This is a genomic window from Massilia sp. W12 (assembly GCF_037300705.1).
Lineage (GTDB): Bacteria > Pseudomonadota > Gammaproteobacteria > Burkholderiales > Burkholderiaceae_D > JACPVY01.
This window is the reverse complement of record NZ_CP147776.1, coordinates 2,305,713-2,332,522: the sequence shown is the minus strand read 5'-3', so window position 1 is coordinate 2,332,522 and position 26,810 is coordinate 2,305,713. Positions and strand designations below refer to the sequence as shown.

Here is a 26,810-nt window from a genome sequence, read left to right as displayed (position 1 = left end):
ATTCCTGGAGCGGGCGCGCTTGGCTGTATGCAAGCGCGCCCATTTGTTTCAGGCCGGCGCGCGGCGCCGGAACACCCAGCGCAAGCCCTCTGATGCATGGGGCGCAAACGCATAGCCTTCCCAATTGAATTCCTGCAATGCGAGCGGATCGCGCAAGCGCTGCGTGATCGCATAGCGCGCCATGGCGCCGCGTGCGCGTTTGGCGAAAAAGGAAATCACCTTGTACTTGCCATTTTTCTCATCCTCAAAGACCGGATGAATCACTTGCAAGCCGAGTTTTTCCTCTTGCACCGCTTTGAAATATTCTTCTGACGCCAGATTCAGCAAGGTGTCGCTGGCGCTGTCTGCCGCCGCCTGTTGCAAGGCGCGGGTCTGGGTCTCGCCCCAGAATTTATACAGGCCGACGCCGGCTCCGGTGTTCAGCCGCGTGCCCATTTCCAATCGATAAGGCAACATCAAATCGAGTGGCCGCAATAAACCATACAAACCGGAGAGGATGCGCAAATACTGTTGCGCCCATTCCAAGCCGGCCTGATCGAGCGTGTCAGCTTGCAAGCCGTCATACACATCGCCGGCAAAGGCTAAGACCGCCTGTTTGGCCTCTGGCGCGCGCATTTCCGGGCGCCAGGCGGCAAAGCGCGCCACATTCAATTGCGCCAGTTCATCTGAAATGCCCATTAAGCGGGACAGCGCCGGCGCATCCAAGGCGCGCAGAATTTGCGCCAATTGCGCCGCCTGCGGCAAGAATTGCGGCTGGCTCTGTGTCACAATTCGGGCAGGTTCCATATCCAGCGTTTTGGCTGGAGAAATCACGATCAGCATGCAGCAACTCAATCCAAAATATCAAATCATACCTTGTTTGCGGCATGCTCCGGCGCCGCTGAGCGCAACTGCGCTGCGCGTGGTTCCCGACACCAATGTCTGGCTGGATCTGCTCTTGTTTGGCAATCCGGATTGCCAGGGACTGGCGCAGGCCCTGTGCGAGGGGCGTGCGCTGGCGCTGGTGAATGCCGCATGCGCACGCGAATGGCGCTATGTTTTACATCAGCCGCATCTGGCGCTGGATGCAGCGCAGCGCGCTGAGTTAATGCGCATGTATGCGCTGCATGGCCAGGTCTGCGAAGCCGCGCCGGATGTTGCGCCGCCGGTCTTGCCGCGCTGCGCTGACCGCGATGATCAGAAATTTTTGCAACTGGCGGCATGCAGCCAGGCCGACCTGTTGCTGAGCAAAGACCGCGCCTTGCTGAAGCTCAACCGCAAATTGCGCGATGCCGGCTGGTTTGCTGTACGCACGCCGGCGCAGTGGGATCTGGCCGCCGGTCAGACTTGACAAAACACGCAGCCCGGATTGGCCGCAGCGCCAGCCTTATATGGAGAATGACGATGCAAACAAATGCTATCCAGATCGATTCCCGTCTGCCGCAAGTGGGCGTGACGATTTTTTCGGTGATGTCCGCCCTGGCGCAGGAAAAAGGCGCGGTGAATCTGGGCCAGGGTTTCCCTGATTTCCCCTGTGATCCGGCCTTGCCGCAGGCGGTGACGGAGGCGATGCAGGCAGGCCGGAATCAATATCCGCCGATGCCCGGCGTGGCTGAGTTGCGCACTGCGATTGCCGCCAAAATCGCCCGTTTATATGGGCGCGAATATTGCGCGCAGCAGGAAATCACGGTCACCGCCGGCGCCACGCAGGCGATTTTGAGTGTGATTTTGTGCGCCGTGCGAGCGCAGGATGAAGTGATCATCATTGAACCGGCGTATGACAGCTATGCGCCGGCGCTGCAATTGGCCGGGGCCGTGATCAAAACTGTGCAGATGACGGTGGATGCGCAGGGCTATCATGTGCCATGGGATACGGTGGCGCACAGCATCAGCGCCAAGACGCGCATGCTGATCATCAACAGCCCGCACAATCCGACCGGCTCGATTCTGCGCGCGGCGGATATGCAGCGCCTTTCCGATCTCCTGGCCGGCAGCGATATTCTGTTGCTCTCGGACGAGGTGTATGAACATATGGTGTATGACGGCCAGGCGCATGAATCGGCGGCGCGCTGGCCGGAATTGGCGCGGCGCGCGTTTATTGTCTCAAGTTTCGGCAAAACTTATCACGTCACCGGCTGGAAAGTCGGCTATGTCGCCGCGCCTGCCGCCTTGAGCGCGGAATTCCGCAAAGTCCATCAATACAATGTGTTTACGGTGAATGCGCCGATGCAATACGGCCTGGCGGCGTATATGGCTGATCCGGCGCCGTATTTGCAATTGCCGGCGTTTTATCAACGCAAACGCGATCTGTTCCGCGCAGGCCTGGCCAAGACCCGTTTTGAAATCCTGCCGGCGGATGGCACATATTTCCAATGTGTTAAATATTCCGCCATTTCCGATATACTGGAATTGGATTTCGCCAAGTGGCTGACCACGGAAATCGGGGTGGCGGCGATACCGGTCTCGGCCTTTTACCAGGCCCCGCAAGAGTCCGGCATTGTGCGCTTTTGTTTTGCCAAGCAGGATGCGACGCTGGAATTGGCGCTGGAGCGCTTGGCGCGCATTTGAAACCACGGAACAGGCTCATGGGGGCACAGCGTTTAAACGCCGTTGATCTGGCCAATCTGGCGCAAGAATCGCTCGTCTGCGATGTGTTCAATGCCGATGGCGAATTGGTGTTTGCGCGCGGCACGCATTTGCCGCCGCTGACTGAATTGAGCGCCCTGCTGACGCGCGGCCTGTTTTGCAGCGACGCCGCTCAGGCGCGCGCCACACCAGCGGCGGATATCTATGTGCTGCGCTGCTACAACCAGGCCAGCCGCCAGTTAGGCGACTTATTGCCGCAATTGAGCAGTTGCGATAATGCGCGCCATCAGCTGCGCACCATTGCCGCGCAGCTGCAACAGGCTTTAGAGAGCGCGCCTGATTTAAGTCTGGCTTGTATTTTGCTGCAACAGATCGGCGGCGTGTATTCTGTGCGCCACTGCCTGGAAAGCGCCCTGCTGGCGCTGCTGCTGGGCCAGGCTTGCGGCTGTGATGATCCGCTTGAAATCGCCTGCGCCGCACTGACCATGAATGTCGGCATGTTAGACATGCATGACAGCTTGCAAAACCGGCGCCAGCAATTAATGCACAGTGAAATCCAGCAAATCCAGCGCCACCCGGAAATCAGCCGGCAGATTTTGCGCCAAGCCGGGATTGAGGATGCCAACTGGCTCAGCTATGTCTTGCTGCACCATGAAAATGCGGATGGCAGCGGTTATCCCGCCGGTTGCGATTTGCCGCAAATTCCAACCGGCGCGCGTGTTTTGGCTCTGGCCGACCGCTATTGCGCCCAGGTGGCGGCGCGCAACTACCGGCGCAGCCTGAATCCGCAGCAATGTTTCCTCAATATTTGCCAGGAGTTTTCCGCGCCGGCGGACAGCAGCCTGTTAGCCGCTTTCATGCGTGAAATCGGCCCCTGCCCGCCCGGCGCCCGGGTCATGCTGGATGATGGCGCGCTGGCGGTGGTGAGCCGGCGCAGAAGCGGCATGCCGCCGCTCTTGCACCGCCTGCGCAGCGCCCAAGGGGAAATACTCACGCCGCAAGAACAGGACAGCCGCGATAACCCGATCCGCGACATCCTGGGCGTGGAAGCGGCGGATTGCCGCTTTTCCATGAAAAGCGTATGGGGCGAAGCCGCTGCGCTGTAGCCGTCAGCGCTGGGCTGCGGGCGGCAGCGGACTGCCTTTATCAAACACCACGCGCCACACGCCCGGCGCTTCTTTGCGCCAGATCGAATTGAAGTGCATGATGATTTTGCCGGCGGCGTCGCGCACCGGCCCGGAGCTGTGCGCCAGTGTTCCTGAAGGCAGCACTTCGACGCTTTCCGGCTCCCAGGAAAATGGCGCTTGCGGCCCGTCAAAATATGCGCGCCAGGCTTGCGCGACTTGCTGGCGGCCGCGTAAAACCTGCTGATTGCCGCTGAAAAAGACGGCCTCTTCCGATAAATGGCGCTGAAAAGCGGCAAAATCCCTTTCCGCCATACTGCGCGCAAAGGCGCGTTCGGCTTGCATCACTTGTTGTTTATCATCCATCTCCACGGCTTTCGCGGCATGTGTTTGCACATTGAAAATGATGGCGCCGGACAGCATGGCGCATATGAATTGTCTGCTAAATGGCATCCGGCTCATCTCAACTCCATTTCAACATGGTGTGGCGCAGGGCTTACGCCAACACCTCATAACTGTGGCAACGCCAGGTTTTGGCGGCGCGCAACAGCGCGCCGATGCGCACTTTTTGCACGCGCCCGACCCGCTTCATCACGACTTGCGCCCCCTCCACCATGGGCGCATGCGCCGGCAGCATCAGATTGGCGCCCTGCGCCGCACCGACTGTGCTGGCCGCGCCGGCTTCCTGCAAAGCCAGTAAAGCATATTGCAACCCTTCCGCCTTATCCTGGAAAGTCTCGTACATGCGCATTTCGCTGTGCAACAGCACCGGTTCGGAAAAGGCGGACATTTTCTCTATCTCCACCACCACTTGCGCCGCTTGTCCGTCAGTCAGATGAGGGCGGTAAATACGGCTGATATTGCCCAGGGCGGAAGACAGCAAGCCTTGCGCGCCCAGTCCGTAAGCAGCCAGACTGCCGATGCGCATCTGTGTGGTCCAGGCGGTTTCCTGGGTGCGCAGGGTTAAGCGCTGCGCATTTTGTTCAAGCATGAGCCAAATACTGTCCGTGGTGGCGGTATGGTCTTCGGCAAACAGGGCTGAGCGCTGCGCCAATAAATCCACCATGCGCTCACCGACCTGCTCGGTGGGGCCGGTTCCATAATGCAAGCTGTACAAAAACGGGTAAATTCCCTTGAAGCCGACAAAAATGCGCAGATCGCATTGTTCTGCGCGCGCATCGCGCTCCGGTAATGGCAGCGGCAAGGCGTCCCAGCAACGTTTTTGCAATTCCAGCAAAGCCAGTCCGTCGTTAAAAGACAACATGGCAAAAGCGCGCTGATCGATGGCCTTGGTTTGAAACTCAAGATTGCGCTGGTAATCACGCTGCAACTTCATGCGCAGATTTTTCCAGTTCAACAAGACCGATTTGCCCAGCGCCGCGCCAGGCGGGCGGAAGGCGCGCGCAGGGCCGGCGTCATACGAAAAAGCAAGCGCATAATCAGGCCGCACAATATTGCCGCCGTCTTCTTCCAGCTTGATCAAGGCATGTGCGATGCGCCCGTAGCCGTCCAGGGTGAAATGCCATTCCGTCGGCCAGCGCAAAATATCCAGCCGGGCAATCATTTGCAAAACCAGATATTGATGCTGCAGGGTGCGCGGCTTGCGCTCTTCGGCATAAATATCCTCAATCCCGTACAGCTCGTTTTCTGCCTGTCCCAGCTCCCGCATCGCGAAATAAGCTTGATTGATGGCAAGCCAGGCCGCATCCGGCAGCACCCGGTAGCGCAAGCCCAGCGCACGCTGCCAGAAATGGCTTAAATCAATCAGGCGCCAGGCGCAGGTTTCAAATTTTTTGCGCACGCGGGCAAAGCGGAAATTGCCTGCGCCATACCAGTCTTTGAAAATAATGCGATACGCATCCAGCAGGCGGCGCAGCAATTCCGCGCTCACTTCCAAAGCTTGCTGCCGTTCCTGTGAATCAGGCACAGCGCCATCATGGGCGTTTTTGCGCACCAATTCCAAAGCCAGGGGACAGAAGCGGCGCATGATCCGCTCGGCCCAGGCAAAACGGCGCAGGCTGGCCATTCTGGCCTGATTCTGACGCCGTAAAAAACTCACCGCAAGGCGTAATTCCTCCAGCGGTTCCGGGCTGTGATTGGGCAGTTTTGGAAGGATTAATTCTGAGGCTTTCGGCGCTTTGTTTTTGGCCGTTTGCGCAGGCGTGGGTAATTTCAGAATCATTTCACGCGCCGGCAGATCCTGGCCGGTAAAGCGGCGGTAATATTGTTTGAGCTTGCGCATGAGCAGAGCAATCAAGGGTGGCGTTGAAGTGCAAATCTTAGCGCATTTTGCGCGCCGCACACCGCTTGTCAAACGCCAGGAGCCTGTCGGGGTTAGAGGATCGTAGCGAAAAATCAGCAGAGCGAGGATAGATTTTGCCGGTTTTGCAGCGTCAATAGCGGAACTATTGATCAAAAAGACGGTGAAATATGGCCCGTTCTGCTGGTTTTGCAGTAGATTTTTTCTAAGTCCGACAGGCTCCTGGAGTATGGATTCAAGCACATGGCTTGTGCCGCGCTGCCGGCCTCTCTATCATGCCTGAACAATAATCTTTCAGGGGACAACATGCTTTTACGCACAGCCATTTTTGCGGCGATCAGCGCCGCGCTTTGCACTTCCGCCAGCGCGCTTGAAATCGGGAACGGCGTCAACCATGCGGAAAACAGCCTGCACAGCGCCAACGGGCGCTGGTTTGTCAGCAGTCAGGGACAATTGTATGAATTCTGGCGTAACGGCGCCAAATGGGAAAAGCGCACGCTGCCGCTGGCAACGGTGGACGGCGCGGTTCCTGATTGTTATTTCCTCGGCATGGCCGAAACCGCGTCCCAGGTGTACACCGTGTGCGCGCTGGATATCTACAATGCGCACGGCAAGCGCTATCTGATGCGCTTTGACAGCCGCGACAACGGTGCGCCGCAAGTCAAGCTGGCGGCGCAATTGAGCGGGGTGGCGTTTCCGAATGGTTTGGCGGCGGATGCCCAAGGCAATTTATATCTGGCTGACAGTGGCCCATTGCTGTTGCCTGGCAATTTGCGCAAGCTGAGCATGCAAGATGGTCAGCTGACCAATTCGCAGGTGCTGCACCAGTTTCCCCTATGCAAACCGAATGGTCTGAAAATTGACGGCAAGCGTTTGTATGTCAGCCTCAATCCTGTCACTTATCTGGGTAAATCGCAGCTCTTGCGCTATGAACTGGGGCCTTTTTCTTTGCAAAACAAGTTGGAAATCGCCAGTTCCTGGAGCGTGATGGATGATTTTGCCTTGGTCAAAGGCGGTGTGTTGCTGGCCGATTTTCTGGGCGGCAAATTGCGCTGGGTGATGGAAAACGGGGCCGAAGCCGGCGTAAAACCGCTAAAGCAAGTCACTTCGGTGAGCGTGAGCGCTGCTGGTTTGCTGGCGACGCAGCGCAGCGGCCAGGTGCAATGGCTGGAAAATGATTGGCAATTGCAGCCGCGTTAATCCGATGCGGACGTAAAAAAAGCTCCTGACGGAGCTTTTTTTGAAATTCTGTGGTGGGAAGTGCAAGTTTCGAACTTGCGACCCCTGCAGTGTGAATGCAGTGCTCTACCCCTGAGCTAACCTCCCATTCTGGCCAAGGCCGCCGGCGTTGTGTGGTGGGAAGTGCAAGTTTCGAACTTGCGACCCCTGCAGTGTGAATGCAGTGCTCTACCCCTGAGCTAACCTCCCTTACAGACTGAAAGCTATTTTACATCTTTCAGCTTGCCGGTATTTCGCTATGCCTCTCAGCAGCGGCGAAAGACAATACTATAGCACACTTTTTTTACATTGCAAGGCGAATCCAAGCTTGGATTACGCCGCCGGCGCCGGATCGGGGGCCGGGCCGCGCCAGATGCAAGGCTTCTTGAGCTGCTTATCCAGACCGGCCAGCAGGTTTTCATGGTCCGCTTCTTCCTGTTCACTGGCGCTTTTCAATACGAGCGGCGCGAGCGGTAATAAATCCTGACCGTCTTGCGCATTGTCACTGCCGCCGGCATCGTCTTCCATCATCAAACTGTTTTGCCCGCGCGTCATGGCCAGATAGACTTCGGCCAGAATTTCCGCGTCCAGCAAAGCGCCGTGCAAGGTGCGGTGCGCATTCGAGACGCCCAGGCGTTCGCACAGCGCATCAAGCGAATTGCGCTTGCCCGGGAACATTTCCTTGGCCATGGCCAGCGAATCGACAATCCGGCCACAAATCTGCTTCATCGGCAGCATATTCAAGCGCGCAAATTCGGCATCCAGAAAACCGACGTCAAACGGCGCGTTATGAATGATGATTTCAGCGCCTTCCAAAAAGGCCGCCAGCTCCTGCGCGACTTCAGCAAACTTCGGCTTATCGCGCAAAAATTCAGTGGTCAAACCGTGCACGCGCAAGGCTTCGGGGTCGGAATCGCGTTCCGGGTTGATATAAAAATGCAGATTGTTGCCGGTCAGATTGCGGCTTAACATTTCCACGCAGCCGACTTCGATCACGCGGTCGCCGGTTTTCGGATTCAAGCCGGTGGTTTCGGTATCGAGAATGATTTGACGCATAAAAAATTTCCCAAAATCAAGTCAGCGATTCTACGCCACGATTGGCCAATTGATCGGCCAATTCGTTGCCGGCATTGCCATTGTGGCCGCGCACCCAGCGCCATTCGACCTGATGCAAGGCTTGCGCGGCATCCAGCTCCTGCCATAACTCGGCATTTTTGACCGGCTCTTTGGCCGCGTTTTTCCAGCCGCGCGCCTTCCAGCCTTTGATCCATTCCGTCATGCCTTTTTGCACATATTGGCTGTCGGTGTACAAAATCACATGGCAAGGCCGCTTCAAAGCTTGCAAGGCTTTGATCACCGCCGTCAATTCCATCCGGTTATTGGTGGTGTTGGCTTCGCCGCCAAACATCTCTTTGCTGTGGCTGCCGGCAATCAGCACTGCGCCCCAGCCGCCCTTGCCGGGATTGCCCTTGCAAGCGCCATCGGCATAGATTTCCACCTTGTTCAAGTCCTGTGTCATGCTTATTCTTTCTGTTTGATTCAATGCGCTGCGCTAGCCGCGCCCGGCTCGTGTGTCGCTGCGCTTCTCAATTTCAGACAGGCTGCCGGCGGTATTGCCAACCGCCACCCCCTGCCCCACACTGCGCCGCGCCACGCCCCATGGCGGGCCGATCAAATGCATGCCCTTGACGCGTTTCACGGCCTGCACAATATACACTGCGCCGAAATACGGCCACCAACGTTCGCCGGCGCCTTCCATAAATGCCCAGCGTTGCAGCCATTTCTGGCTGTGCACCGGCGGCACATAGCAGCCGAAGTGGCCGCGCAAGACATGCATATTCAAGAGTTTGAGCCAGTCTTTAAGGCGCAGCATAGAGATCAATTCGCCATCCTGCGGTAAAAACTTGCCCCCGCGCAAACGCGCCGAGAGCTGACGCAAGCCCCACAGACTGGCCGGATTGAAGCCACAGATAATCACTTGCCCCTCGGGAATCAAGACGCGCTCGACTTCACGCAAGAGTTGATGCGGCTCTGGCAGAAATTCAAGCACATGCGGCAGCACCACCAAATCCAGGCTGTGACTGGCAAAAGGCAATTCGGCCAGATCATGCGCCAGCGACAAGTTCAGCACTGCCGCACGCGGATGCAAATTGCTGTCGCCATAAAATTTATGCGGCATCCGGTTGGCCGCCAGGGTGTCGAGTTGAGGCAAACCGATTTGCAGGGCATTGAATCCAAAGATATCCGCAGTCAATTGCGCCAGGCGTGCGCGCTCCCAGGCCAGGACGTATTGGCCGCCAGGCGTGGCAAGCCACTCACTCAAGTCTATAATGTGGGGCGCGCAAGCGGGCTGAAATTCATTCATTCATTTTTCCATCAAAAACCATGAGCCAATCACGCGCCCTGGGCGTACTTACTGTCCCGGCCTTCAAGGACAATTATTTGTGGCTGATCCACAATGGCTGTTACGCGGTTGCGGTTGACCCCGGTGACGCCGATGAAATCCAAGCCGCGCTGACCCAGCATCATTTGCAATTGGTGGCGATTTTACTCACACACCACCACAAGGATCACAGCGGCGGCATCGCCCAATTACTCAACACTTATCAAGTGCCGGTGTTTGGCCCGAAAAGCTGCAGTCTGGATTGCATCACGCATCCGGTTGGCCACCATGATACTGTGGATGTGCCGGAAATGGGCTTGCAATTGATGGCTTTGCACGTTCCGGGCCATACTTTGGATCACACCGCCTATATCGCCACCAGTCATGGCTGGCTGTTTTGCGGCGATACCCTGTTCGCCGCCGGCTGTGGCCGCGTGTTTGAAGGCACCTATGAACAAATGCTGGCCTCACTTGATCTGCTGGCTTCGATGCCGGATGAAACGCTGGTCTTTTGCGCGCATGAGTATACGTTATCCAATTTGCGTTTCGCCCTGGCGGCGGATCCGGAAAACCGTAAGCTGCACGCGCGTCTGAGGGTTGATACGGATAAGCGCGCCCATGTCCGCCCCACGGTTCCATCCACCCTGGGGCTGGAAAAACAAACCAATCCTTTTTTGCGCTGCAGAGCGCCGGACTTGATCGGGCAATTGCAAGCACAGGGCCGGCTGGGCCAGGATTGCTCGCCATTGGATGTGTTTGCTGCGCTGCGGGAGTGGAAAAACGTGTTCAAATGAGCACACTGCAGGCTTGCGCATGCCTGCTTTTATGCAAAAAACTGGCTGTGATGCATAAATTGGGTGATACTTGCCAGGAACGTGGCGTACCCGTTTTGGAGCAAACCGAGAGATGCACAACAGCCAGCGCACGATCCTTTTGCAAACAGCGCATGCAAGCCGATGCTTGCAGCGGGGGGCGGCATGAACGAATACGCCTTCACACTCGACCCTGGCAATATGCCCGAACTCTCGCCGCAAGAGTTCGCCACCGTGTTAAAAGCACTGCAAACCATTTCCTGTCAGTCCGATGTCTTAGCCCTGCTTGATTGCGCCTTGCGCGTGGTGCAGGAGTGTTCCGGCGCCTGTCAGGCCTATTTTCTGTTAGTGGATCACGGCCAGCTCTGGCTGGCCGGCAGCGCGCACAGCAGCGAGCATGGAGTGGATGTGGATTTGGCGCGCCATGATCACCATATAAGCGCAGAACTGCCGCACCGTTTAATTTCCTGGGTGCAAGAACACCGGCGCAATGTCCTGCTGCCCGATCTGCAGGCGCCGCATCCCTTTTCCGAAGACCACGAACTGACGGTGCGCGGCGCGCAATCGGCCTTGTGTCTGCCGCTGACGCGGCAAAATCAATTAATCGGCATTCTGTATCTGGAGCGCAGTGCGCGTTGCGCCGCCTTTGACGCCAATAAAGTGGCGCAACTTGAATTGTTTATCGCGCAAACCGTGGTGGCGCTGGAAAATGCGCGCCTGCGTGACCATTTATTGCAGGAACAGGAAAATTTTCGCGCCACCGAAGCCGCGCTTTCTTTCAAACGCATTTTATTGCGCACCCTGGTTGAAAATTGCCCGTTCCGGATTTACGCCAAAGATGTGGATTCACGCTTTATCTTCGCCAATCAGGAAGTGGCGCGCGTCATGGGCGCTGCGCGTTCTGAGGATTTGCTGGGCAAAACCGACTTTGATTTTTACCCTGAAGAATTGGCGCAGCGTTATTTTGACGATGAGCAGGCATTATTGCGCAGCGATGATCAATTGCTGGCGCTGGAAGAGCCGGTGATTGATCAAAGCACTGGCCAGCATGGCTGGACCTTCACCACCAAAGTGCATTTGCGCGATGACCATGGGGCGATTCTGGGCATTGTCGGAATAGGCATGGACATTACCGGACGCAAGGCGATGGAAGCGCAATTGGTCAAGCGCAATGCTGAATTGACTGAACTCAATGACAAATTATCGCAAGCGCATGAGCAGTTGGTGCAATCGGAAAAGCTGGCGGCATTGGGCGCGCTGGTGGCAGGCTTGGCGCATGAACTCAATACGCCGATCTCCAATGGCATTATGGCGGCCAGTTCGCTGGCCGAACAAAACCAGCATTTTGCACATCAAGTGCAGCAGGGTTTGAAACGCTCGGTGCTGGAAACCTTTATGGAAGATGTGACCCACGCCAGCAATATTTTGATGCGCAATTTATTGCGCTCGGCGGAATTGGTGGCCAGCTTTAAACAAATCGCGATTGATCAAACCAGCGCACAGCGCCGCATTTTTGATTTGGGCGAAGTGGTGGCGGAAATTGTGCTGGCGATGTCGCCAACCATCAAAAAAACGACTGTCGATGTGCTGCAAATCATTCCCGCGCCGGTGCGTATGGACAGCTATCCCGGCCCGCTGGGACAGGTGTTGATCAATCTGCTGAATAATGCGCTGTTGCATGGCTATGAAAACGGGGCCAGCGGAAAAATTGAAGTGCGGGCGTTTTGCCGCAATGATGCGCAAGTGGAATTGGTGGTGAGCGATGATGGGGCCGGCATCCCGGCGGCCAATGTAAACCGGATTTTTGACCCTTTCTTCACCACCAAGATGGGCATGGGCAGCTCCGGCCTGGGCCTGAATATTGTGCACACCACAGTCACCGGCTTGCTGGGCGGCCATATCAGAGTCTATAGCGAAGCCGGACGCGGCGCCAGCTTCACACTGGTCTTGCCGCTGATCGCCCCGCTCAAAGTGCAGGATGGCGACAATACTTTATTGCACCATCCGCAATTAGCGGCCCAATTGCCGCAATAAGCCCGCCTGCCGCACACAAGCGGCCCCGCATGCGGGGCCGGCTGGTTTTTATGCAGTGCTGAGCGTGGCCAAGTCCTGCGCCGGGGCCAGGCTGAGCGGGCCTAGCAAGGGCTCGATATACAACTCGTAATAACCATGCAAATAGGCGCGCAAAAATTCCGCATTCAAAGGGCTGATCACAACGCCGGAAAAATCCAGCAAGCGGAAGGTGCGCGATAGCACAAAGAAATCATCGCGCAAACCATCGCGCGCTAAGCGCATGGCCGGGAAATAGGCGCATGGAATAAAACGCGCTGCGTAGGCCGCTTGCTGCATCAGCGGATCGGCGGCAGGGGCCAGGACTTCCAGATAGGCGGCCCCGCGCGCTTCCATCGACTGCGCCGCCGAAAGCAGAATTTCCTGCACATTTTTGCGGTCGCTGCGATAGCCGACGATGGCGGCGCGCTTACCGCTGCCCTCATACCAGATAAATACCTCGGTGCCGCCATCATCGGTGGCTAAAATCGCATTCGGATCATGGAAGGGGAAAAACGACAGCGCAATCCGGTCTTCTTCGCTGTATCGGCTAAAACGCGCAATCACATCTTGCGGATTGTCATTCCAGATCGGCAGCGGCAAATTGCGGCGCGCAGGCGGCAGCGGTGGAAGTTGCACCAGATTGGCATCTTCCTGCACGCCCAGCTGATGCATGCCCAGCTCGTAAATCCGCTTGAAGGCCGGGATGATGGCAGGCCGCGCGCGCCGTCTCGCGATGCTGTCGGGGTTCAGGTACACATCCAGATTCAAATGCTCCATGCTTTCAATTTGCACGGCGTTGGGGAACAGGCCGAATTGCACCATGCCGCCTTCTGCCGCCATGCGCATCGGGCCGGGACTGACCGTGCGGCTGGCGCCATACACCAAATCAACGCACTTGGCCTCATGACAGAGAAAATCAATGGCCAGTTTGAGCGTGGCCCCGGCCAGACCGCAACGGCGGTATTCCGGCAGCACCAAACCGCGTCCGCCTTTGCCGATACGGTGCTGCGGGTCGATTTTGATCATGATGCAACCGACAATCCGCCCCTCCGGCTGGCTGACCGCGACCACGCACAGATTGTGCTGCTGATCGCAAATTTCTGCCGCCAACGCATCCAGCTCCTCATCCGGATATTTGCCGTTATACACAAAATCGAACATGCCTTTGATCAAGCCGGCTTCCGCTATGCGCGCTTCGCGCAAAGTGAACACTTTGTCTTCATAGCGGTGTTCAACTGAGATACGGCAGGCCGGGCCGTCTATCGCCACATCACTCATACACGCTCCACGGTTGCAGGTGAAACAGTGAGAAGACCGCCGTCGCCGGCGGCTGCGCTTTGCTGCGGGCTTTCTCCGTATCAGGTCTGGAGCAGCATTGTTCTGATCTTATACAGTGCCGTGCCGCATCGCAAGCGTGGCCGCGCGGCTGGCGGCTTCAGCTGTGCGGACTGGGCGCGTTGGCGGATTGCCAAGCTTGGCGCATGCTGCCAAAACCATATCACATGCCAGCCACGCCGGATCGGATCGGCGCCTGGCAATTCGCGCGTGCTGCACTTTTCCGGCGCGAATTCAATCACACGCTATCAGCCGGCGCCAAACACGCTTGCACGCAAGCCAGCCGGCGCAAGTTATGATGTGCATCTGTCTTTCGCTGCGCTTGTGCGGCAATCCGTTTTGATGGAGATCCGGATGAAAGTTTTTCCTGTGCTGGCATGCGTGTTCTTGCTCAGTCCCGCCCTGCCCTGCGGCGTTGCGCTGGCTTCGCCCCAGGCCAGTCAAGCGCTGGAGAGTTTGGCGGCGGTGACGCCGCTATCGGAAGCCAACACGCAATTGGCGGAACGTTTAAGCGCCCTGATGCGTGAAATCGGCGATGCGGTACAGCAAAAACAGCATGTTGCAGCGAAAGAAAAATTGGAGCAGGCGCGCGGCTTATTGAGTCAGCTGCAGCAAGCCGATCCCGGCCATGCGCAAAGCTTGCATCTACATGCCTGGTTGCAGGTATATCAGGGCGATTTGGCCGAGGGCCGCGCTGCCTATGCGGCCTACCGGCGCGCGCTGACTTTGTTTGAACAATTGACCGCCAGCGCGCCGCGCAATCTGGGCTGGCAGCTGGAAATGGCCGAATTATTGCGCCGCATCGCCTTTGTACAGCATGAATATGGCGACAGCGCCGGGGCTTGGCTGAGCGCGCGGCGGGCGTATGATCAGTATCAAATGCTGATGAAAACGGCGCCAAACGAGATTACCTTGCAGCAGGGACGCATCACGATTTTGAATTTGCTGGGCGATATCAAGCTGGCGCAATCAGAATTGGCGGCGGCCTTGACTTATTTTTTGCTCAGTGTGCAAGGCTATGAGGCGATCTTGGCGCGCCAGCCGTCTGACATCAAAATGCGCATTGCTTTGGGCCTGATTTTAAGTCATGTGGGACAGATTCAAGCCGCCCAACAGCAAGATGCGCAGGCGCGCGCCACTTTTCAGCGCGAAATCAATTTACATGCGGCTTTGCTTGAACTTCCGGACTTAAGCCAGGCGCAATTGCAAAGTCAGCGCCGTCAGCAAGCCGAGGCCATGGAACGCATGTCAACCTTGCAATGGGACAGCGGGGAAAAAGAAGCCGCCTTCACTCTTTTGCGCAGCAGTCTGGCGCTGCGCCTGCGCTTTGCCGAAATTGAAGCCACGCCGGCGGCTTTATCTGCGCTGGCGATGGCGCATGGCAATCTGGCGCGGGTGGCGGCGGCGCTGTCGCAAAACGGGCCGCAAGCGCCGGAACGCCTGCGCATCAGTCGCGAACAGGCGCAATTGGCCTTGCAATTGCTGCAAAATCTGCCGGCCCGGGAACAGGCGGCGCAAGCCGCCTTGATGGCGGAAATGCAGCAACTGTCGCAAGCGCCGTAAACGCAGGCCGAAAGACAAGGCGGCGCGCTTTTTCAGCCGCCTGTCTTATGACTTGCGGAAAATGCTGCGCAACATACTGCGCAAGGCAAAAAAACACAGATATGCGCACACTGCGCCGATTGCGGCAAACAGCAAGAACAGCAAGGCGTCTGCGCTGCCGGCGTTTTCAATGTAACTGTTGACGCCATACAGACTGCAAATGCCGAATCCTGCCATCAACAACAGCAACAGCAGGATGCCCAGCGTTTTGAAGATTGATTGCAGCATATTTCCTCCTGCTCAGCGCCTCTCGCTTTGTTTTAGCGCAGTGTATCGGCCATCTGATGCGCCAGGCGTTTGGCCATTTCGCCGTCGCGCGCTTCGACCATCACACGCACCAGCGGCTCGGTGCCGGAGGCGCGGATCAAGACCCGGCCACTGTCGCCCAATTCGGCTTCGGCGGCGGCGCGCGCAGCGGCCAGCGCAGCATGGTTTTGCCAGTCAAAACCGGGCGCGGTGCGCACATTCACCAGGGTTTGCGGGAACAGTTGCAAATCCGCGCAGGCTGCTTCCAGGCTTTGCCCGCTCTTGCGCAAGGAAGACAGGACTTGCAAGGCAGAGACAATGCCGTCGCCGGTGGTGTGTTTATCCAGGCACAGCAAGTGGCCGGAACCCTCGCCGCCCAACAACCAGCCTTTTTCCTGCATGACTTCGAGCACATAGCGGTCGCCCACTTTGGCGCGGGCAAAACCGATGCCCATTTGCGCAAACGCGACTTCCAGCGCCATATTCGTCATCAAGGTGCCGACCGCGCCATCCACTTTGCCTTGCGCTGCGCGCGCTTTCACAATCACATACAGCAATTCATCGCCGTTGTAGATGCGGCCGCGCGCATCCACCATGATTAAGCGGTCGGCATCGCCATCGAGCGCGATGCCCAGATCTGCGCCCAGTTCAACCACCTTGGCGGCCAGCGCTTGTGGCGCCGTGGCCCCGCATTCATGGTTGATATTGAAGCCGTTGGGCTGGTTGCCAATGGCGATCACATCCGCCCCCAATTCATGAAACACATGCGGCGCGATGTGGTAGGCCGCGCCATTGGCGCAATCGACCACAATTTTCATCTTGCGCAAATCGAGTTCATTCGGGAAGCTACTTTTGCAAAATTCGATGTAGCGCCCCTGGGCGTCGTCAATCCGTTTGGCGCGCCCCAAGCGCTCGGGCGGCACGCATTGCATGTCTTTTTCCAACTCGGCCTCAATCGCCAATTCGACCGCATCCGGCAATTTATTGCCTTCGGCGGAAAAGAATTTGATGCCATTGTCCTGAAATGGATTGTGTGAGGCGGAAATCACCACACCGGCGGACAGGCGCAGGGCGCGCGTTAAGTAGGCCACGGCGGGGGTGGGCACGGGGCCGGCCAGTTTGACATCGACGCCGGCGGCGGCAAAGCCGGCTTGCAAGGCGGCTTCCAGCATATAGCCGGAAATCCGCGTATCTTTCCCGATCAAGACCGCCGGGCGGCCATTCGCGCTCATGTGGGCGGCGTCTTGCGCCAGCACTTTGCCAGCGGCATACGCCAGCCGCATCACAAAATCGGGGGTGATCGGGGCTTGGCCTACAGTGCCGCGCACGCCATCGGTGCCAAAATATTTACGTGCCATATGGTGGTCCTTTGCTGTTATGACCCGCCAGGATGTTTTCCAAGTCTGACAGGCGCTTAAGTTGCGTATTCAATCCTGTTGTTGTTGCAGCGCCTGCCAGATGCGCAGGCAATCCTGGGCCGCCGCCACATCATGCACGCGCAAGATACTGGCGCCGTGCGTAAGCAAAAGCGTATGCGCGGCGGCATTCGCGGCCTGGCGCTGCCCCACTTCACGCCCGGTCAGCGCGCCCAACATGGATTTGTTGGAAATGCCGGCCAAAAGCGGCAAGCCACAGTCTGCGCTGAGCTGAGCAGCCTGACGGAATAAAGCCAGATTATGTTGCAGCGTTTTGCCAAATCCAAAGCCGGGATCAATGCAGATGCGCGCCGAGGCCACGCCGGCGTCTTGCAAAGCCTGGGTGCGCGCTTGCAAAAATACACCGACTTCCTGCACCACATCGGTATAGTGCGGGGCGGTTTGCATATTTTGCGGGCGGTTTTGCATATGCATCACACAGATGCCGCAATCGCTGTCGGCCACTGCTGCGATGCTGTCGGGCTGAGTAAAGCCCTGAATGTCGTTGATCATGTGCGCGCCGGTGGCTAACACTTCGCGCATGACTTGCGGCTTACAGGTGTCAATCGAGAGCGGTACGCCGCAGTCGCGCAGGGCAAACACCAGCGGCAACACGCGCTCCAATTCTTCCTGCACCGAAAGGCTGCGCGCGCCGGGGCGGCTGGATTCGCCGCCGATATCAATGATGTCCACGCCCTGCTCTATCATCTGCTCGGCATGGTTCAAGGCTGCATCCAGTTGCAGATAGCGCCCGCCATCGGAAAAAGAATCCGGGGTGACATTCAAAATTCCCATCAGCAAGGGCCTGGCGGCGCCGCCTTGCAGAGGAAAACGGTAAGCGCCACATTGAAAATGGCTGGGCAGGTGCATTTGCATAGTGTGCATGCTGGCTCAAAGCAAAAGGGTGAGGAAACCCTCACCCTTTTTCGTCATGTCAAAGCGTTTATGCCGCTGCCGGCGCGGTCGAATTCACATTCGGCGGCGTGTCGTTGTTATTGCGGCGGGTCGGCGCGCCACCCTTGGGCGGACGCGGCTCATTGCCGGCCATGATGTCATTCACCTGGTCGGCATCAATCGTTTCCCATTCCAGCAATGCCTTGGTCATGGCTTCGACTTTGTCGCGGTTTTCTTCCAGCAGACGGCGCGCCAGCGCATACTGGGTGTCGAGAATATTGCGGATTTCGGCATCGACTTTCTGCTGGGTCGCTTCGGAGATGGTTTTCACCGCACCGCCAAAGAAGCCTTCGTTTTCGCTGTCTTCATACACCATCACGCCGAGCGAATCGGACATGCCGTAGCGCGTCACCATGGCGCGCGCCAGCTTGGTGGCGCGCGAGAAATCATTCGCCGCGCCGGTGGACATCTGGCCGACAAAAATTTCTTCGGCGATACGGCCACCGAACATAATCGCCAGTTGTTCCAGCATCTTGTCTTTGTAGCCGCTGATATTGTCATGTTCCGGCAATTGCCAGGTCACGCCCAAGGCCCAGCCGCGCGGCATGATGGTGACTTTATGCACCGGATCGGATTTCGGTAAAAGCTTGGCCACCACCGCATGGCCGGATTCGTGGTAAGCGGTGTTGATGCGCTCTTCTTCGCGCATGACCATGGATTTGCGCTCCGGCCCCATGTAGATTTTGTCTTTGGCGTCTTCAAAATCCTGCATTTCAACCAAGCGCTTATTGCGGCGCGCGGCAAACAGTGCGGCTTCATTGACCAGATTGGCCAGATCAGCGCCGGAAAAACCCGGCGTGCCGCGCGCCAGCACTTCGGCTTTCACGTCCGGCCCGATCGGCACTTTGCGCATATGCACCGAGAGAATTTGCTCACGGCCACGGATATCCGGCAGACCGACCGTGACTTGACGGTCAAAACGGCCAGGGCGCAACAGCGCTTTATCCAGCACGTCGGCGCGGTTGGTGGCGGCCACCACGATCACGCCGGAATTGGCTTCAAAACCGTCCATCTCGACCAGCAACTGGTTCAAGGTTTGTTCGCGCTCATCATTGCCGCCGCCCATGCCGGCGCCGCGATGACGGCCAACCGCGTCGATTTCGTCGATGAAGATGATGCAGGGGGAGTGTTTTTTGGCGTTTTCAAACATGTCGCGCACGCGGGAGGCGCCGACGCCGACAAACATTTCCACGAAGTCAGAACCGGAAATGGAGAAAAACGGCACTTTGGCTTCGCCGGCAATGGCGCGCGCCAGCAGGGTTTTACCGGTGCCCGGCGGCCCCACCATCAGGATGCCGCGCGGAATGCGGCCGCCCAGTTTTTGGAATTTGCTCGGATCGCGCAGGAAGTCCACGATTTCGCCGACTTCCTCTTTCGACTCATCGCAGCCAGCAACGTCAGCGAAGGTCACGGTGTTATTGGTTTCATCCATCATGCGCGCCTTCGACTTGCCGAAGGAGAAAGCGCCGCCCTTGCCGCCGCCTTGCATCTGGCGCATGAAGAAAATCCACACGCCGACCAGCAGCAGCATCGGGAACCAGTTAATCAGCACCTGGGCTAAAAAAGATTGTTCTTCCGGGGCTTTGACATCGAAACGCACGCCGGCGTTGATCAAATCATTCACCAGACCGCGATCGAGCAGGGTCATGGTGGTGCGGATCTTGCTGCCTTCGTTGGTGACGCCGATGATGGTGCGGTCTTCCAGCACCACTTCTTTCAGACGATGGGCTTTGACTTCTTCCAGGAACTCGGAATAGGCCACCTGTTTCGGGCTGCCGGCGGAGGACCGGCCGTCCGCAAAATTCTTGAAGACGGTAAACAGCAATAAAGCAATGGCGACCCAAATGGCCGCCTTCGATAGCGGATTATTCACGACGACTCCTTGGGTGCTGACAGGCATATTGCTATGCGGCTGCGCACGGTATTTTCCGAAAACCGGAATGACAGTATGTCCGGACAGATTTGATGCCCGATTTTACCCTGTTTGCGTAAGCCTTGCCAAACCGGGCGTAAACAAACAAAGGCGGATCGCGGCAATGATGGGGCCATCTTGGCGGATTTCAAGCGATATTCAATCTCATAATGGATTTTTCACGCCGCGCCCGAGTAAAAACAGCTCGGAAGACTTGTCCCGGCTGGCCTTGGGCTTCTTTTGCTGGACTTGTTTGAATTCGCGCCGGAACATTTGCAAGACCGGATCAAAGCCGGGGCCGCGAAAGCATTTCACCAGCAATGCGCCCTGCGGCTTGAGATGGGCGCGCGCGAATTCCACCGCCAATTCGAGCAGATATTCCATGCGCGCGGCATCGACATCGGCAATTCCGGACAGATTCGGCGCCATATCGGATAAGACCAGATCGATTTTTTCACCGCTGACGATGGTTTCCAGCTGGCGCAACACGTCTTCTTCACGGAAATCGCCCTGAATGAAATGGACATCGGCAATCGGCTCCATTTCCAGCAGATCCAGCGCGATGATGGCGCCGTGGATGCCGCCGCCCTCGGCGCCGGCCAGTTTGCGCCGCACATATTGCGACCAGGAGCCGGGGGTGGCGCCGAGGTCAACAATATTCTGGCCCGCTTTGATCAATTTTTCTTCCTCATCGATCTCTTTGAGCTTGTAAGCCGCGCGCGCGCGGTAGCCTTCCTTCTGCGCCAATTTGACGTAGGGATCGTTGATATGATCATGCAACCAGTTTTTGTTTAATTTGTTTTTGGCCATCGCGTAAAATACAGGTTTTATTGAACAAGTTGAGAATTATGTTGAAACTGACCCCTGCCGAGCGCAGCCTGTTGCGCGCCGAAGCCCACGGTTTGAAACCCACCGTCATGATCGGCGCTGAAGGCCTGACTGAAGCTGTGATGAATGAAATCTCCAGCAGTCTGGATGCGCACGGCCTGATCAAAATCCGCGTGTTGGGCGACGAACGCGAAGAGCGCGTCGCCATCTATGAGCAAATCTGCAGCGAATTGGATGCCGCGCCGGTGCAGCACATCGGTAAATTGCTGGTGATCTACCGTCCCAAGAAGGAGGCGGAAAAAAGCGAGCGCGGCGCGCGCGGCCCCGGCCTGCGTGAAGTGGTGATCGTCAAGCCCAGCCCGAGCGGCACGAAGCGCCCCAGCGTCAAGAAAGTGGTGATCAAGGGTAATGAGCGCGTGACGGCTGGCGGCAGCATCAAACGCGCCAAGGTGCGCCAGGTCAGCAGCAAAAAGACGGCTGCGAAAAACTGATCTGTTCATTGAGCGGCGGGTGTGAATGCGCGCCCGTCAGCGCAAACGCCAGCACAGGGCCGCAATCGCGGCGGCCTGCAACAGCCAAATGCCGGAAGAAACGCCGTGCAGCAGGCCAAAACGCTGGCGCATTTCCTGCAGCAGATCAGCATTGCCCTGCATTGCTTTGAGCAAGGCCTCCTGCTGATTTATCGCGTCGCGCAAAGCGCCGATTTCAGGGCGCAAGCCAAGATGATTGAGCGCCTGCAGCAGCAAGGCGGCGCCCAGCAAACACCAGATTGCGCGGGCGCGGCGCAAAGCAGGCTCCAGACACAGCAAGCCGGCCAGCAGCAGACCCGACACCAGGGACACCACGGCTTGCGAGGCAAAAAATGCGCCGGCCACCTTGCCTGCGCTCTGCCTTGGCAAATGCTCAAACAAAGCCGGCGCCGCCAGCAAGCCGATGGTCAAAAAACTGCCCAGCCAGAGGGCGGCCAGTTGCATGCGCAACTGCGCCCAGGGGTTGATGCGCGGAATTTCAGATGTATTTGACATCCATCACTTCATATTCACGAACGCCGGACGGGGCTTGCACCATGATCACATCGCCTACAGATTTGCCAATCATGGCGCGCGCAATCGGCGAGGTGTAAGAAACTTTGGATTGTTTGAGGTCGGCTTCGTCCACGCCGACGATTTGATAGGTGACTTTCTGCTCGTTTTCCAGATCTTCCAGCTCAACCGTGGAGCCGAACACCACGCGCCCGTCAGCGTCGATCTGGGACGGATCGATGATTTGCGCAGAACTCAACAAACCTTCCAATTCTGCAATGCGGCCTTCGATGAAACTCTGCTTTTCCTTGGCCGCATCGTATTCAGCATTTTCCGATAAGTCGCCGTGCGAACGCGCTTCGGCGATCGCCTCAATCACCGCGCGCCGTTCCACGGTTTTTAATTGATGCAGCTCTGCGCGCAGCAATTCGGCGCCATTTTTGGTAATGGGTACTGAACTCATGTTTTACCTGAAAAAGTAACAATCCGGCGCAAGCGCCGGAGCTGGACAAAGGAAGACAAGCCGCCAGCCAAGCCAGCCAGATGAGATTGGCGCGACGGGCCGCGCAATCGCATCATGTCTGGAGCGGCCAAGGCCAGCCTCCCCCCAAAAAACCACAAAGGCCGCAGCGCACTGCTGCAGCCTTTGTAGCTGTGTGCGCCAGTTTGGCGCACAACCTGCGAAAGCCGTTTAGTGTAAAGACTTATGCAGACCTTGTAAATGATACACCTGCAATGATTGCAGCTGTCGCATGCCCTCGACTGCAGCTTCAGCGCCCCAGATCGTGGTATAGGTCGGCACCCGGCCCTGCAAGGCGGATGTGCGGATGGTGCGCGAATCCAGAATCGCACTGCGCTTTTCTTCCACCGTGTTGATGACCAGCGCGATCTCATTGTTTTTCAGCATATCCACAATGTGCGGACGGCCTTCCAACACTTTATTGACAGCGCGCACCGGCACCCCGGCGGCATCAATCACCGCCGCCGTGCCCTTGGTGGCCACCAGGGCAAAGCCCAGGCTTTGCAAATCGCGCGCAATTTGCACGATGCGCGGCTTATCGCCCGCCTTCACGCTCAAAAACACCGTGCCGGCCTGCGGTAAGCGCACCCCGGCGCCCAGTTGCGATTTGACGAAGGCTTCGCCAAAAGTTTTGCCCACGCCCATCACCTCGCCGGTGGATTTCATTTCCGGTCCGAGCAAAGTATCCACGCCAGGGAATTTGGCGAAGGGGAACACCGCTTCCTTGACGCTGTAGAACGGTGGCGTGACTTCTGCGCTAATGCCCTGCGCCGCCAAACTTTGCCCGACCATGCAACGCGCCGCGATTTTGGCCAGTTGCAAGCCGGTGGCTTTGGAGACGAAAGGCACGGTGCGCGAGGCGCGCGGATTGACTTCCAGCACATACACGGTATCAGCCAGCTTGCCATCGGCTTCGCCCTGCTTGATAGCGAATTGCACATTCATCAAACCAACCACATTCAAGCCGCGCGCCATCAAGGCGGTTTGGCGCTTGAGTTCGGCCACGGTTTCCGGCGCAATCGAGTACGGCGGCAGCGAGCAGGCCGAATCGCCCGAGTGCACGCCAGCCTGTTCGATATGCTCCATCACACCGCCGATGAAGACATGTTCGCCATCGCAAATCGCATCCACATCGACTTCCACCGCATCATTCAGGAAGCGGTCAAGCAAAACCGGCGAATCGTTGGAGACTTTCACCGCTTCGCGCATATAGCGCTCCAAATCCCGCTGCTCATGCACGATTTCCATGGCGCGCCCGCCCAGCACATAGGAGGGACGCACCACCAGCGGATAACCGATTTCATCCGCTAAGGCGATGGCTTCGGCTTCGGCGCGTGCGGTGCGGTTGGGCGGCTGACGCAAGCCCAGATCGTGCAGCAATTTCTGGAAGCGCTCGCGGTCTTCCGCCGCATCAATCATGTCCGGCGAGGTGCCGACGATGGGCACGCCGTTCGCTTCCAGATCCAGCGCCAGCTTGAGCGGGGTCTGGCCGCCGTATTGCACAATCACGCCCACCGGTTTTTCCAGCGCCACGATTTCCAGCACATCTTCCAGGGTCAGCGATTCAAAATACAGCCGGTCGGAAGTGTCGTAATCGGTGGAAACGGTTTCCGGATTGCAATTCACCATAATGGTTTCATAGCCGTCTTCACGCATCGCCAGCGCCGCATGCACGCAGCAGTAATCAAATTCGATGCCCTGGCCGATCCGGTTCGGGCCGCCGCCCAGCACCATGATTTTCTTCTTATCCGTCGGCTGCGCTTCGCATTCCTCGTCATAGGTCGAATACATGTAAGCGGTGTCGGTGGCGAATTCTGCCGCGCAGGTATCCACCCGTTTGTACACCGGGCGAATGCCGAATTCATGACGGCGCGCGCGCACTTCGCTGTCTTTGATTTTCAGCAAAGAAGCGATACGGCGGTCAGCAAAGCCTTTTTGCTTGAGGCGGCGCAGCAAGTCAGCCTCCAGCACAGCCGGCGTTTGTTTTTCCAGCCACAGCTCGATATCCACGATTTCCTTGATTTGCACCAGGAACCAGGGATCAATCTTGGTCAGGTTGAACACTTCTTCCACCGTGTAGCCGCGCGCAAATGCGTCGCCCACATACCAGATGCGATCCGGGCCGGGTTCTCCTAATTCCTGCTCCAGTTTTTCAGTGTCCTTGGTTTTTTCATTCAAGCCATCGACACCCACTTCCAGACCGCGCAGGGCTTTCTGGAAAGATTCCTGGAAAGTGCGGCCAATCGCCATCACCTCGCCCACTGATTTCATCTGTGTCGTCAGATGCTGATCAGCCATGGGGAATTTTTCAAAGGTGAAACGCGGGATCTTGGTCACCACGTAGTCGATGGAAGGCTCAAACGACGCCGGCGTGGCGCCGCCGGTGATTTCATTGCGCAACTCGTCCAGCGTGAAGCCGACCGCCAGCTTGGCCGCCACTTTGGCGATAGGAAAACCGGTGGCTTTCGAGGCCAGCGCAGAAGAGCGTGAAACGCGCGGATTCATCTCAATCACAATCATGCGGCCATCGACCGGATTGATGGCGAATTGCACATTCGAGCCGCCGGTATCGACGCCGATTTCACGCAGCACCGCCAGCGATGCGTTGCGCATCAGCTGGTATTCCTTGTCGGTGAGCGTTTGCGCCGGGGCCACAGTGATTGAGTCGCCGGTGTGCACGCCCATCGGATCCAGGTTTTCAATCGAGCAGACGATGATGCAATTGTCCTTCTTGTCGCGCACCACTTCCATCTCGAATTCTTTCCAGCCGATCAGCGACTCTTCAATCAAGAGTTCGCGCGTGGGCGAGGCTTCCAGACCGCGCCTGCAGATGGCTTCAAATTCTTCCGGGTTGTAGGCGATGCCGCCGCCGGTGCCGCCCATGGTGAAGCTGGGACGGATGATGACCGGGAAACCGATCGAGCGCTGCACCTCCCAGGCCTGGTCCATGCTGTGCGCAATGCCGGAGCGGGCCGAGCCAAGGCCGATCTTGGTCATGGCTTGCTTGAATTTGGAGCGGTCTTCGGCTTTGTCGATGGCTTCCGGCGTGGCGCCGATCAGCTCGACTTTGTAGCGTTCCAGCACGCCATGGCGGTGCAAGTCGAGCGCGCAATTGAGCGCGGTCTGACCGCCCATGGTGGGCAGAATCGCATCCGGCTTTTCAGCGGCAATGATGCGCTCCACCACCTGCCAGGTGATCGGTTCGATATAGGTCACATCCGCCATGTCCGGATCGGTCATGATGGTGGCCGGATTGCTGTTGACCAGGATGACTTCATAGCCTTCCTGCTTCAAGGCTTTGCACGCCTGCGCGCCGGAATAGTCAAATTCACAGGCCTGGCCGATGATGATGGGGCCGGCGCCAATGATCAAAATGCGCTTGATGTCGCTGCGCTTAGGCATGAGTCTTCTCCTGTTGCATCAAGTGCACAAAACGGTCAAACAGATAGGCGATGTCGTGCGGGCCGGGCGAAGCCTCGGGGTGTCCCTGGAAGCAAAACGCCGGGCGGTCGGTGCGGGCAAAGCCTTGCAGGCTGCCATCGAACAGCGAAACATGGGTCACACGGCAATTCGCCGGCAAACTCTCAGCGTCCACTGCAAAACCATGGTTTTGCGAAGTGATTAACACCTGTCCCGTGTCTTTGTCTTGCACCGGATGGTTGCCGCCATGATGGCCGAATTTCATTTTCAGGGTTTGCGCGCCGGAGGCCAGCGCCATGATTTGATGCCCCAGGCAGATGCCAAAGGTTGGAATGCCGGCGTCAATCAGGGTGCGCGCCGCTTCAATCGCGTAATCGCATGGTTGCGGGTCACCCGGGCCATTGGAGAGGAAAACGCCGTCCGGCTTGAGTTCCAATACGCGCGCAGCCGGGGTTTGCGCCGGCACCACGGTCACGCGGCAACCGCGCGCCACCAGCATGCGCAAAATATTGCGTTTGACGCCAAAGTCATACGCCACCACATGGAAACGCCCATCGCCAACTTTGCTGTAGCCCTGGCCCAGCTCCCACTCGCCTTCGGTAAAGGCGTATTCTTCGCGGCTGCTGACCACCTTGGCCAAATCCATGCCGGACAGACCGGGGAAGGATTGCGCCAATTCGAGCGCCGTGGCGACGGATGGCGGCTCACCGCGCTCGCCCACCAGAATCGCGCCGCCCAATGCGCCTTTTTCACGCAATAAGCGGGTTAATTTGCGGGTGTCGATATTGGCAATGGCGACGATGTTTTCCGCCTTCAGGTAGTCAGACAAGGATTGCGTGCTGCGGAAGTTGGAGGCCAACATGGGCAGATCCCGGATCACCAAACCGGCGGCATGCACGCGGGATGATTCGACATCTTCAGGGTTCACACCGACGTTGCCGATGTGGGGATAAGTGAGGGTTACGATTTGCCGACTGTAGCTGGGGTCGGTCAGGATTTCCTGATAGCCGGTGATCGAAGTATTGAACACCACTTCACCGGTGGTATGGCCGGTAGCGCCAATGGATACCCCTTTAAAGATGGTTCCGTCAGCCAGGGCCAGGATGGCGGGGACGGCAGAGCCAAAGAAAAACTGCGGCAAG

General features: G+C 57.6%; 24 protein-coding genes and 2 tRNA genes. 8 read left to right on the top strand and 18 right to left on the bottom strand.

Annotation, left to right across the window (positions count from 1 at the left end; all coding sequences use genetic code 11):
• Positions 1–48 precede the first annotated feature (48 nt).
• Complete coding sequence (gene yaaA / locus V8J88_RS09435; protein WP_338849161.1) at positions 49–822, bottom strand: peroxide stress protein YaaA; 774 nt, start codon at positions 820–822, stop codon at positions 49–51.
• A gap of 37 nt (positions 823–859) precedes the next feature.
• Between yaaA and V8J88_RS09430 the strand changes: the two genes are divergently transcribed.
• From V8J88_RS09430 to V8J88_RS09420, 3 genes are read left to right on the top strand one after another with little or no spacing between them, the layout of a single operon-like run.
• On the top strand, positions 860–1,330 hold the full coding sequence (locus tag V8J88_RS09430) for a putative toxin-antitoxin system toxin component, PIN family (RefSeq protein WP_338849160.1): 471 nt from the start codon (positions 860–862) through the stop codon (positions 1,328–1,330).
• 53 nt (positions 1,331–1,383) lie between these two features.
• The gene (locus V8J88_RS09425) at positions 1,384–2,547 is read left to right on the top strand and encodes a pyridoxal phosphate-dependent aminotransferase (RefSeq protein ID WP_338849159.1); all 1,164 of its coding nucleotides are present in this window, start codon (positions 1,384–1,386) and stop codon (positions 2,545–2,547) included.
• Between the two features lie 17 nt (positions 2,548–2,564).
• Complete coding sequence (locus V8J88_RS09420) at positions 2,565–3,671, top strand: HD domain-containing phosphohydrolase (RefSeq protein WP_338849158.1); 1,107 nt, start codon at positions 2,565–2,567, stop codon at positions 3,669–3,671.
• A gap of 3 nt (positions 3,672–3,674) precedes the next feature.
• On the opposite strand, the gene V8J88_RS09415 is transcribed toward V8J88_RS09420, so the two are convergent.
• Both V8J88_RS09415 and V8J88_RS09410 read right to left on the bottom strand, forming a co-directional pair.
• A complete protein-coding gene (locus tag V8J88_RS09415) occupies positions 3,675–4,055 on the bottom strand; it encodes a nuclear transport factor 2 family protein (protein ID WP_338849157.1) in 381 nt (126 codons plus the stop codon).
• 130 nt (positions 4,056–4,185) lie between these two features.
• The gene (locus V8J88_RS09410; protein ID WP_338849156.1) at positions 4,186–5,931 is read right to left on the bottom strand and encodes a hypothetical protein; all 1,746 of its coding nucleotides are present in this window, start codon (positions 5,929–5,931) and stop codon (positions 4,186–4,188) included.
• Positions 5,932–6,255: 324 nt separating this feature from the next.
• Between V8J88_RS09410 and V8J88_RS09405 the strand changes: the two genes are divergently transcribed.
• The gene (locus V8J88_RS09405; protein ID WP_338849155.1) at positions 6,256–7,149 is read left to right on the top strand and encodes a hypothetical protein; all 894 of its coding nucleotides are present in this window, start codon (positions 6,256–6,258) and stop codon (positions 7,147–7,149) included.
• A 51-nt stretch (positions 7,150–7,200) separates the two neighbouring features.
• Here V8J88_RS09405 and V8J88_RS09400 read toward each other — a convergent pair.
• The 5 genes from V8J88_RS09400 to V8J88_RS09380 all read right to left on the bottom strand — a co-directional run bounded on the left by V8J88_RS09400 (position 7,201) and on the right by V8J88_RS09380 (position 9,532).
• Positions 7,201–7,275, bottom strand: a tRNA-Val gene (locus V8J88_RS09400).
• A 27-nt stretch (positions 7,276–7,302) separates the two neighbouring features.
• Positions 7,303–7,377 (bottom strand) — tRNA-Val (locus tag V8J88_RS09395).
• 123 nt (positions 7,378–7,500) lie between these two features.
• Positions 7,501–8,223: a DNA polymerase III subunit epsilon gene (dnaQ, locus tag V8J88_RS09390; RefSeq protein ID WP_338849154.1), complete on the bottom strand. Its 723-nt coding sequence runs from the start codon at positions 8,221–8,223 to the stop codon at positions 7,501–7,503.
• A 16-nt stretch (positions 8,224–8,239) separates the two neighbouring features.
• A complete protein-coding gene (gene rnhA, locus V8J88_RS09385; RefSeq protein WP_338849861.1) occupies positions 8,240–8,674 on the bottom strand; it encodes a ribonuclease HI in 435 nt (144 codons plus the stop codon).
• Between the two features lie 45 nt (positions 8,675–8,719).
• On the bottom strand, positions 8,720–9,532 hold the full coding sequence (locus tag V8J88_RS09380; protein WP_338849153.1) for a class I SAM-dependent methyltransferase: 813 nt from the start codon (positions 9,530–9,532) through the stop codon (positions 8,720–8,722).
• Between the two features lie 20 nt (positions 9,533–9,552).
• Between V8J88_RS09380 and gloB the strand changes: the two genes are divergently transcribed.
• Both gloB and V8J88_RS09370 read left to right on the top strand, forming a co-directional pair.
• Entirely contained in the window at positions 9,553–10,344 is a 792-nt protein-coding gene (gloB, locus tag V8J88_RS09375; protein ID WP_338849152.1) for a hydroxyacylglutathione hydrolase, read from the top strand.
• A 183-nt stretch (positions 10,345–10,527) separates the two neighbouring features.
• Positions 10,528–12,396, top strand: a complete 1,869-nt coding sequence (locus V8J88_RS09370) for an ATP-binding protein (protein ID WP_338849151.1) — start codon at positions 10,528–10,530, stop codon at positions 12,394–12,396.
• A gap of 48 nt (positions 12,397–12,444) precedes the next feature.
• Here V8J88_RS09370 and V8J88_RS09365 read toward each other — a convergent pair whose 3' ends face one another.
• A complete protein-coding gene (locus V8J88_RS09365; RefSeq protein ID WP_338849150.1) occupies positions 12,445–13,692 on the bottom strand; it encodes a GNAT family N-acetyltransferase in 1,248 nt (415 codons plus the stop codon).
• A 411-nt stretch (positions 13,693–14,103) separates the two neighbouring features.
• Here V8J88_RS09365 and V8J88_RS09360 point away from each other — a divergent pair, with 411 nt between their 5' ends.
• A complete protein-coding gene (locus V8J88_RS09360) occupies positions 14,104–15,312 on the top strand; it encodes a hypothetical protein (RefSeq protein ID WP_338849149.1) in 1,209 nt (402 codons plus the stop codon).
• 45 nt (positions 15,313–15,357) lie between these two features.
• Here the strand turns inward: V8J88_RS09360 and V8J88_RS09355 are convergent, their stop codons facing one another.
• The 5 genes from V8J88_RS09355 to V8J88_RS09335 all read right to left on the bottom strand — a co-directional run bounded on the left by V8J88_RS09355 (position 15,358) and on the right by V8J88_RS09335 (position 20,688).
• The gene (locus V8J88_RS09355; RefSeq protein ID WP_338849148.1) at positions 15,358–15,579 is read right to left on the bottom strand and encodes a hypothetical protein; all 222 of its coding nucleotides are present in this window, start codon (positions 15,577–15,579) and stop codon (positions 15,358–15,360) included.
• A 32-nt stretch (positions 15,580–15,611) separates the two neighbouring features.
• Positions 15,612–16,955, bottom strand: a complete 1,344-nt coding sequence (gene glmM / locus V8J88_RS09350) for a phosphoglucosamine mutase (RefSeq protein WP_338849147.1) — start codon at positions 16,953–16,955, stop codon at positions 15,612–15,614.
• A 69-nt stretch (positions 16,956–17,024) separates the two neighbouring features.
• The gene (gene folP, locus V8J88_RS09345) at positions 17,025–17,897 is read right to left on the bottom strand and encodes a dihydropteroate synthase (RefSeq protein ID WP_338849146.1); all 873 of its coding nucleotides are present in this window, start codon (positions 17,895–17,897) and stop codon (positions 17,025–17,027) included.
• A 58-nt stretch (positions 17,898–17,955) separates the two neighbouring features.
• Positions 17,956–19,839: an ATP-dependent zinc metalloprotease FtsH gene (ftsH, locus tag V8J88_RS09340; RefSeq protein ID WP_338849145.1), complete on the bottom strand. Its 1,884-nt coding sequence runs from the start codon at positions 19,837–19,839 to the stop codon at positions 17,956–17,958.
• A 204-nt stretch (positions 19,840–20,043) separates the two neighbouring features.
• Positions 20,044–20,688 (bottom strand): RlmE family RNA methyltransferase, encoded by a 645-nt coding sequence (locus tag V8J88_RS09335; protein WP_338849144.1) that lies wholly within the window; start codon positions 20,686–20,688, stop codon positions 20,044–20,046.
• A gap of 38 nt (positions 20,689–20,726) precedes the next feature.
• Here V8J88_RS09335 and yhbY point away from each other — a divergent pair, with 38 nt between their 5' ends.
• Positions 20,727–21,197, top strand: coding sequence for a ribosome assembly RNA-binding protein YhbY (gene yhbY / locus V8J88_RS09330; protein WP_338849143.1), 471 nt, complete (start codon positions 20,727–20,729; stop codon positions 21,195–21,197).
• A gap of 36 nt (positions 21,198–21,233) precedes the next feature.
• Here yhbY and V8J88_RS09325 read toward each other — a convergent pair whose 3' ends face one another.
• The 4 genes from V8J88_RS09325 to carA form a co-directional block, all read right to left on the bottom strand.
• On the bottom strand, positions 21,234–21,731 hold the full coding sequence (locus tag V8J88_RS09325; RefSeq protein WP_338849142.1) for a DUF4149 domain-containing protein: 498 nt from the start codon (positions 21,729–21,731) through the stop codon (positions 21,234–21,236).
• Positions 21,715–22,191 (bottom strand): transcription elongation factor GreA, encoded by a 477-nt coding sequence (gene greA, locus V8J88_RS09320; protein ID WP_338849141.1) that lies wholly within the window; start codon positions 22,189–22,191, stop codon positions 21,715–21,717. Before greA ends, V8J88_RS09325 begins: the two co-directional genes overlap by 17 nt.
• Before the next feature lie 228 nt (positions 22,192–22,419).
• Positions 22,420–25,650: a carbamoyl-phosphate synthase large subunit gene (gene carB, locus V8J88_RS09315; RefSeq protein ID WP_338849140.1), complete on the bottom strand. Its 3,231-nt coding sequence runs from the start codon at positions 25,648–25,650 to the stop codon at positions 22,420–22,422.
• Complete coding sequence (gene carA / locus V8J88_RS09310) at positions 25,643–26,809, bottom strand: glutamine-hydrolyzing carbamoyl-phosphate synthase small subunit (protein WP_338849139.1); 1,167 nt, start codon at positions 26,807–26,809, stop codon at positions 25,643–25,645. Before carA ends, carB begins: the two co-directional genes overlap by 8 nt.
• Between the last annotated feature and the right edge of the window lies 1 nt (position 26,810).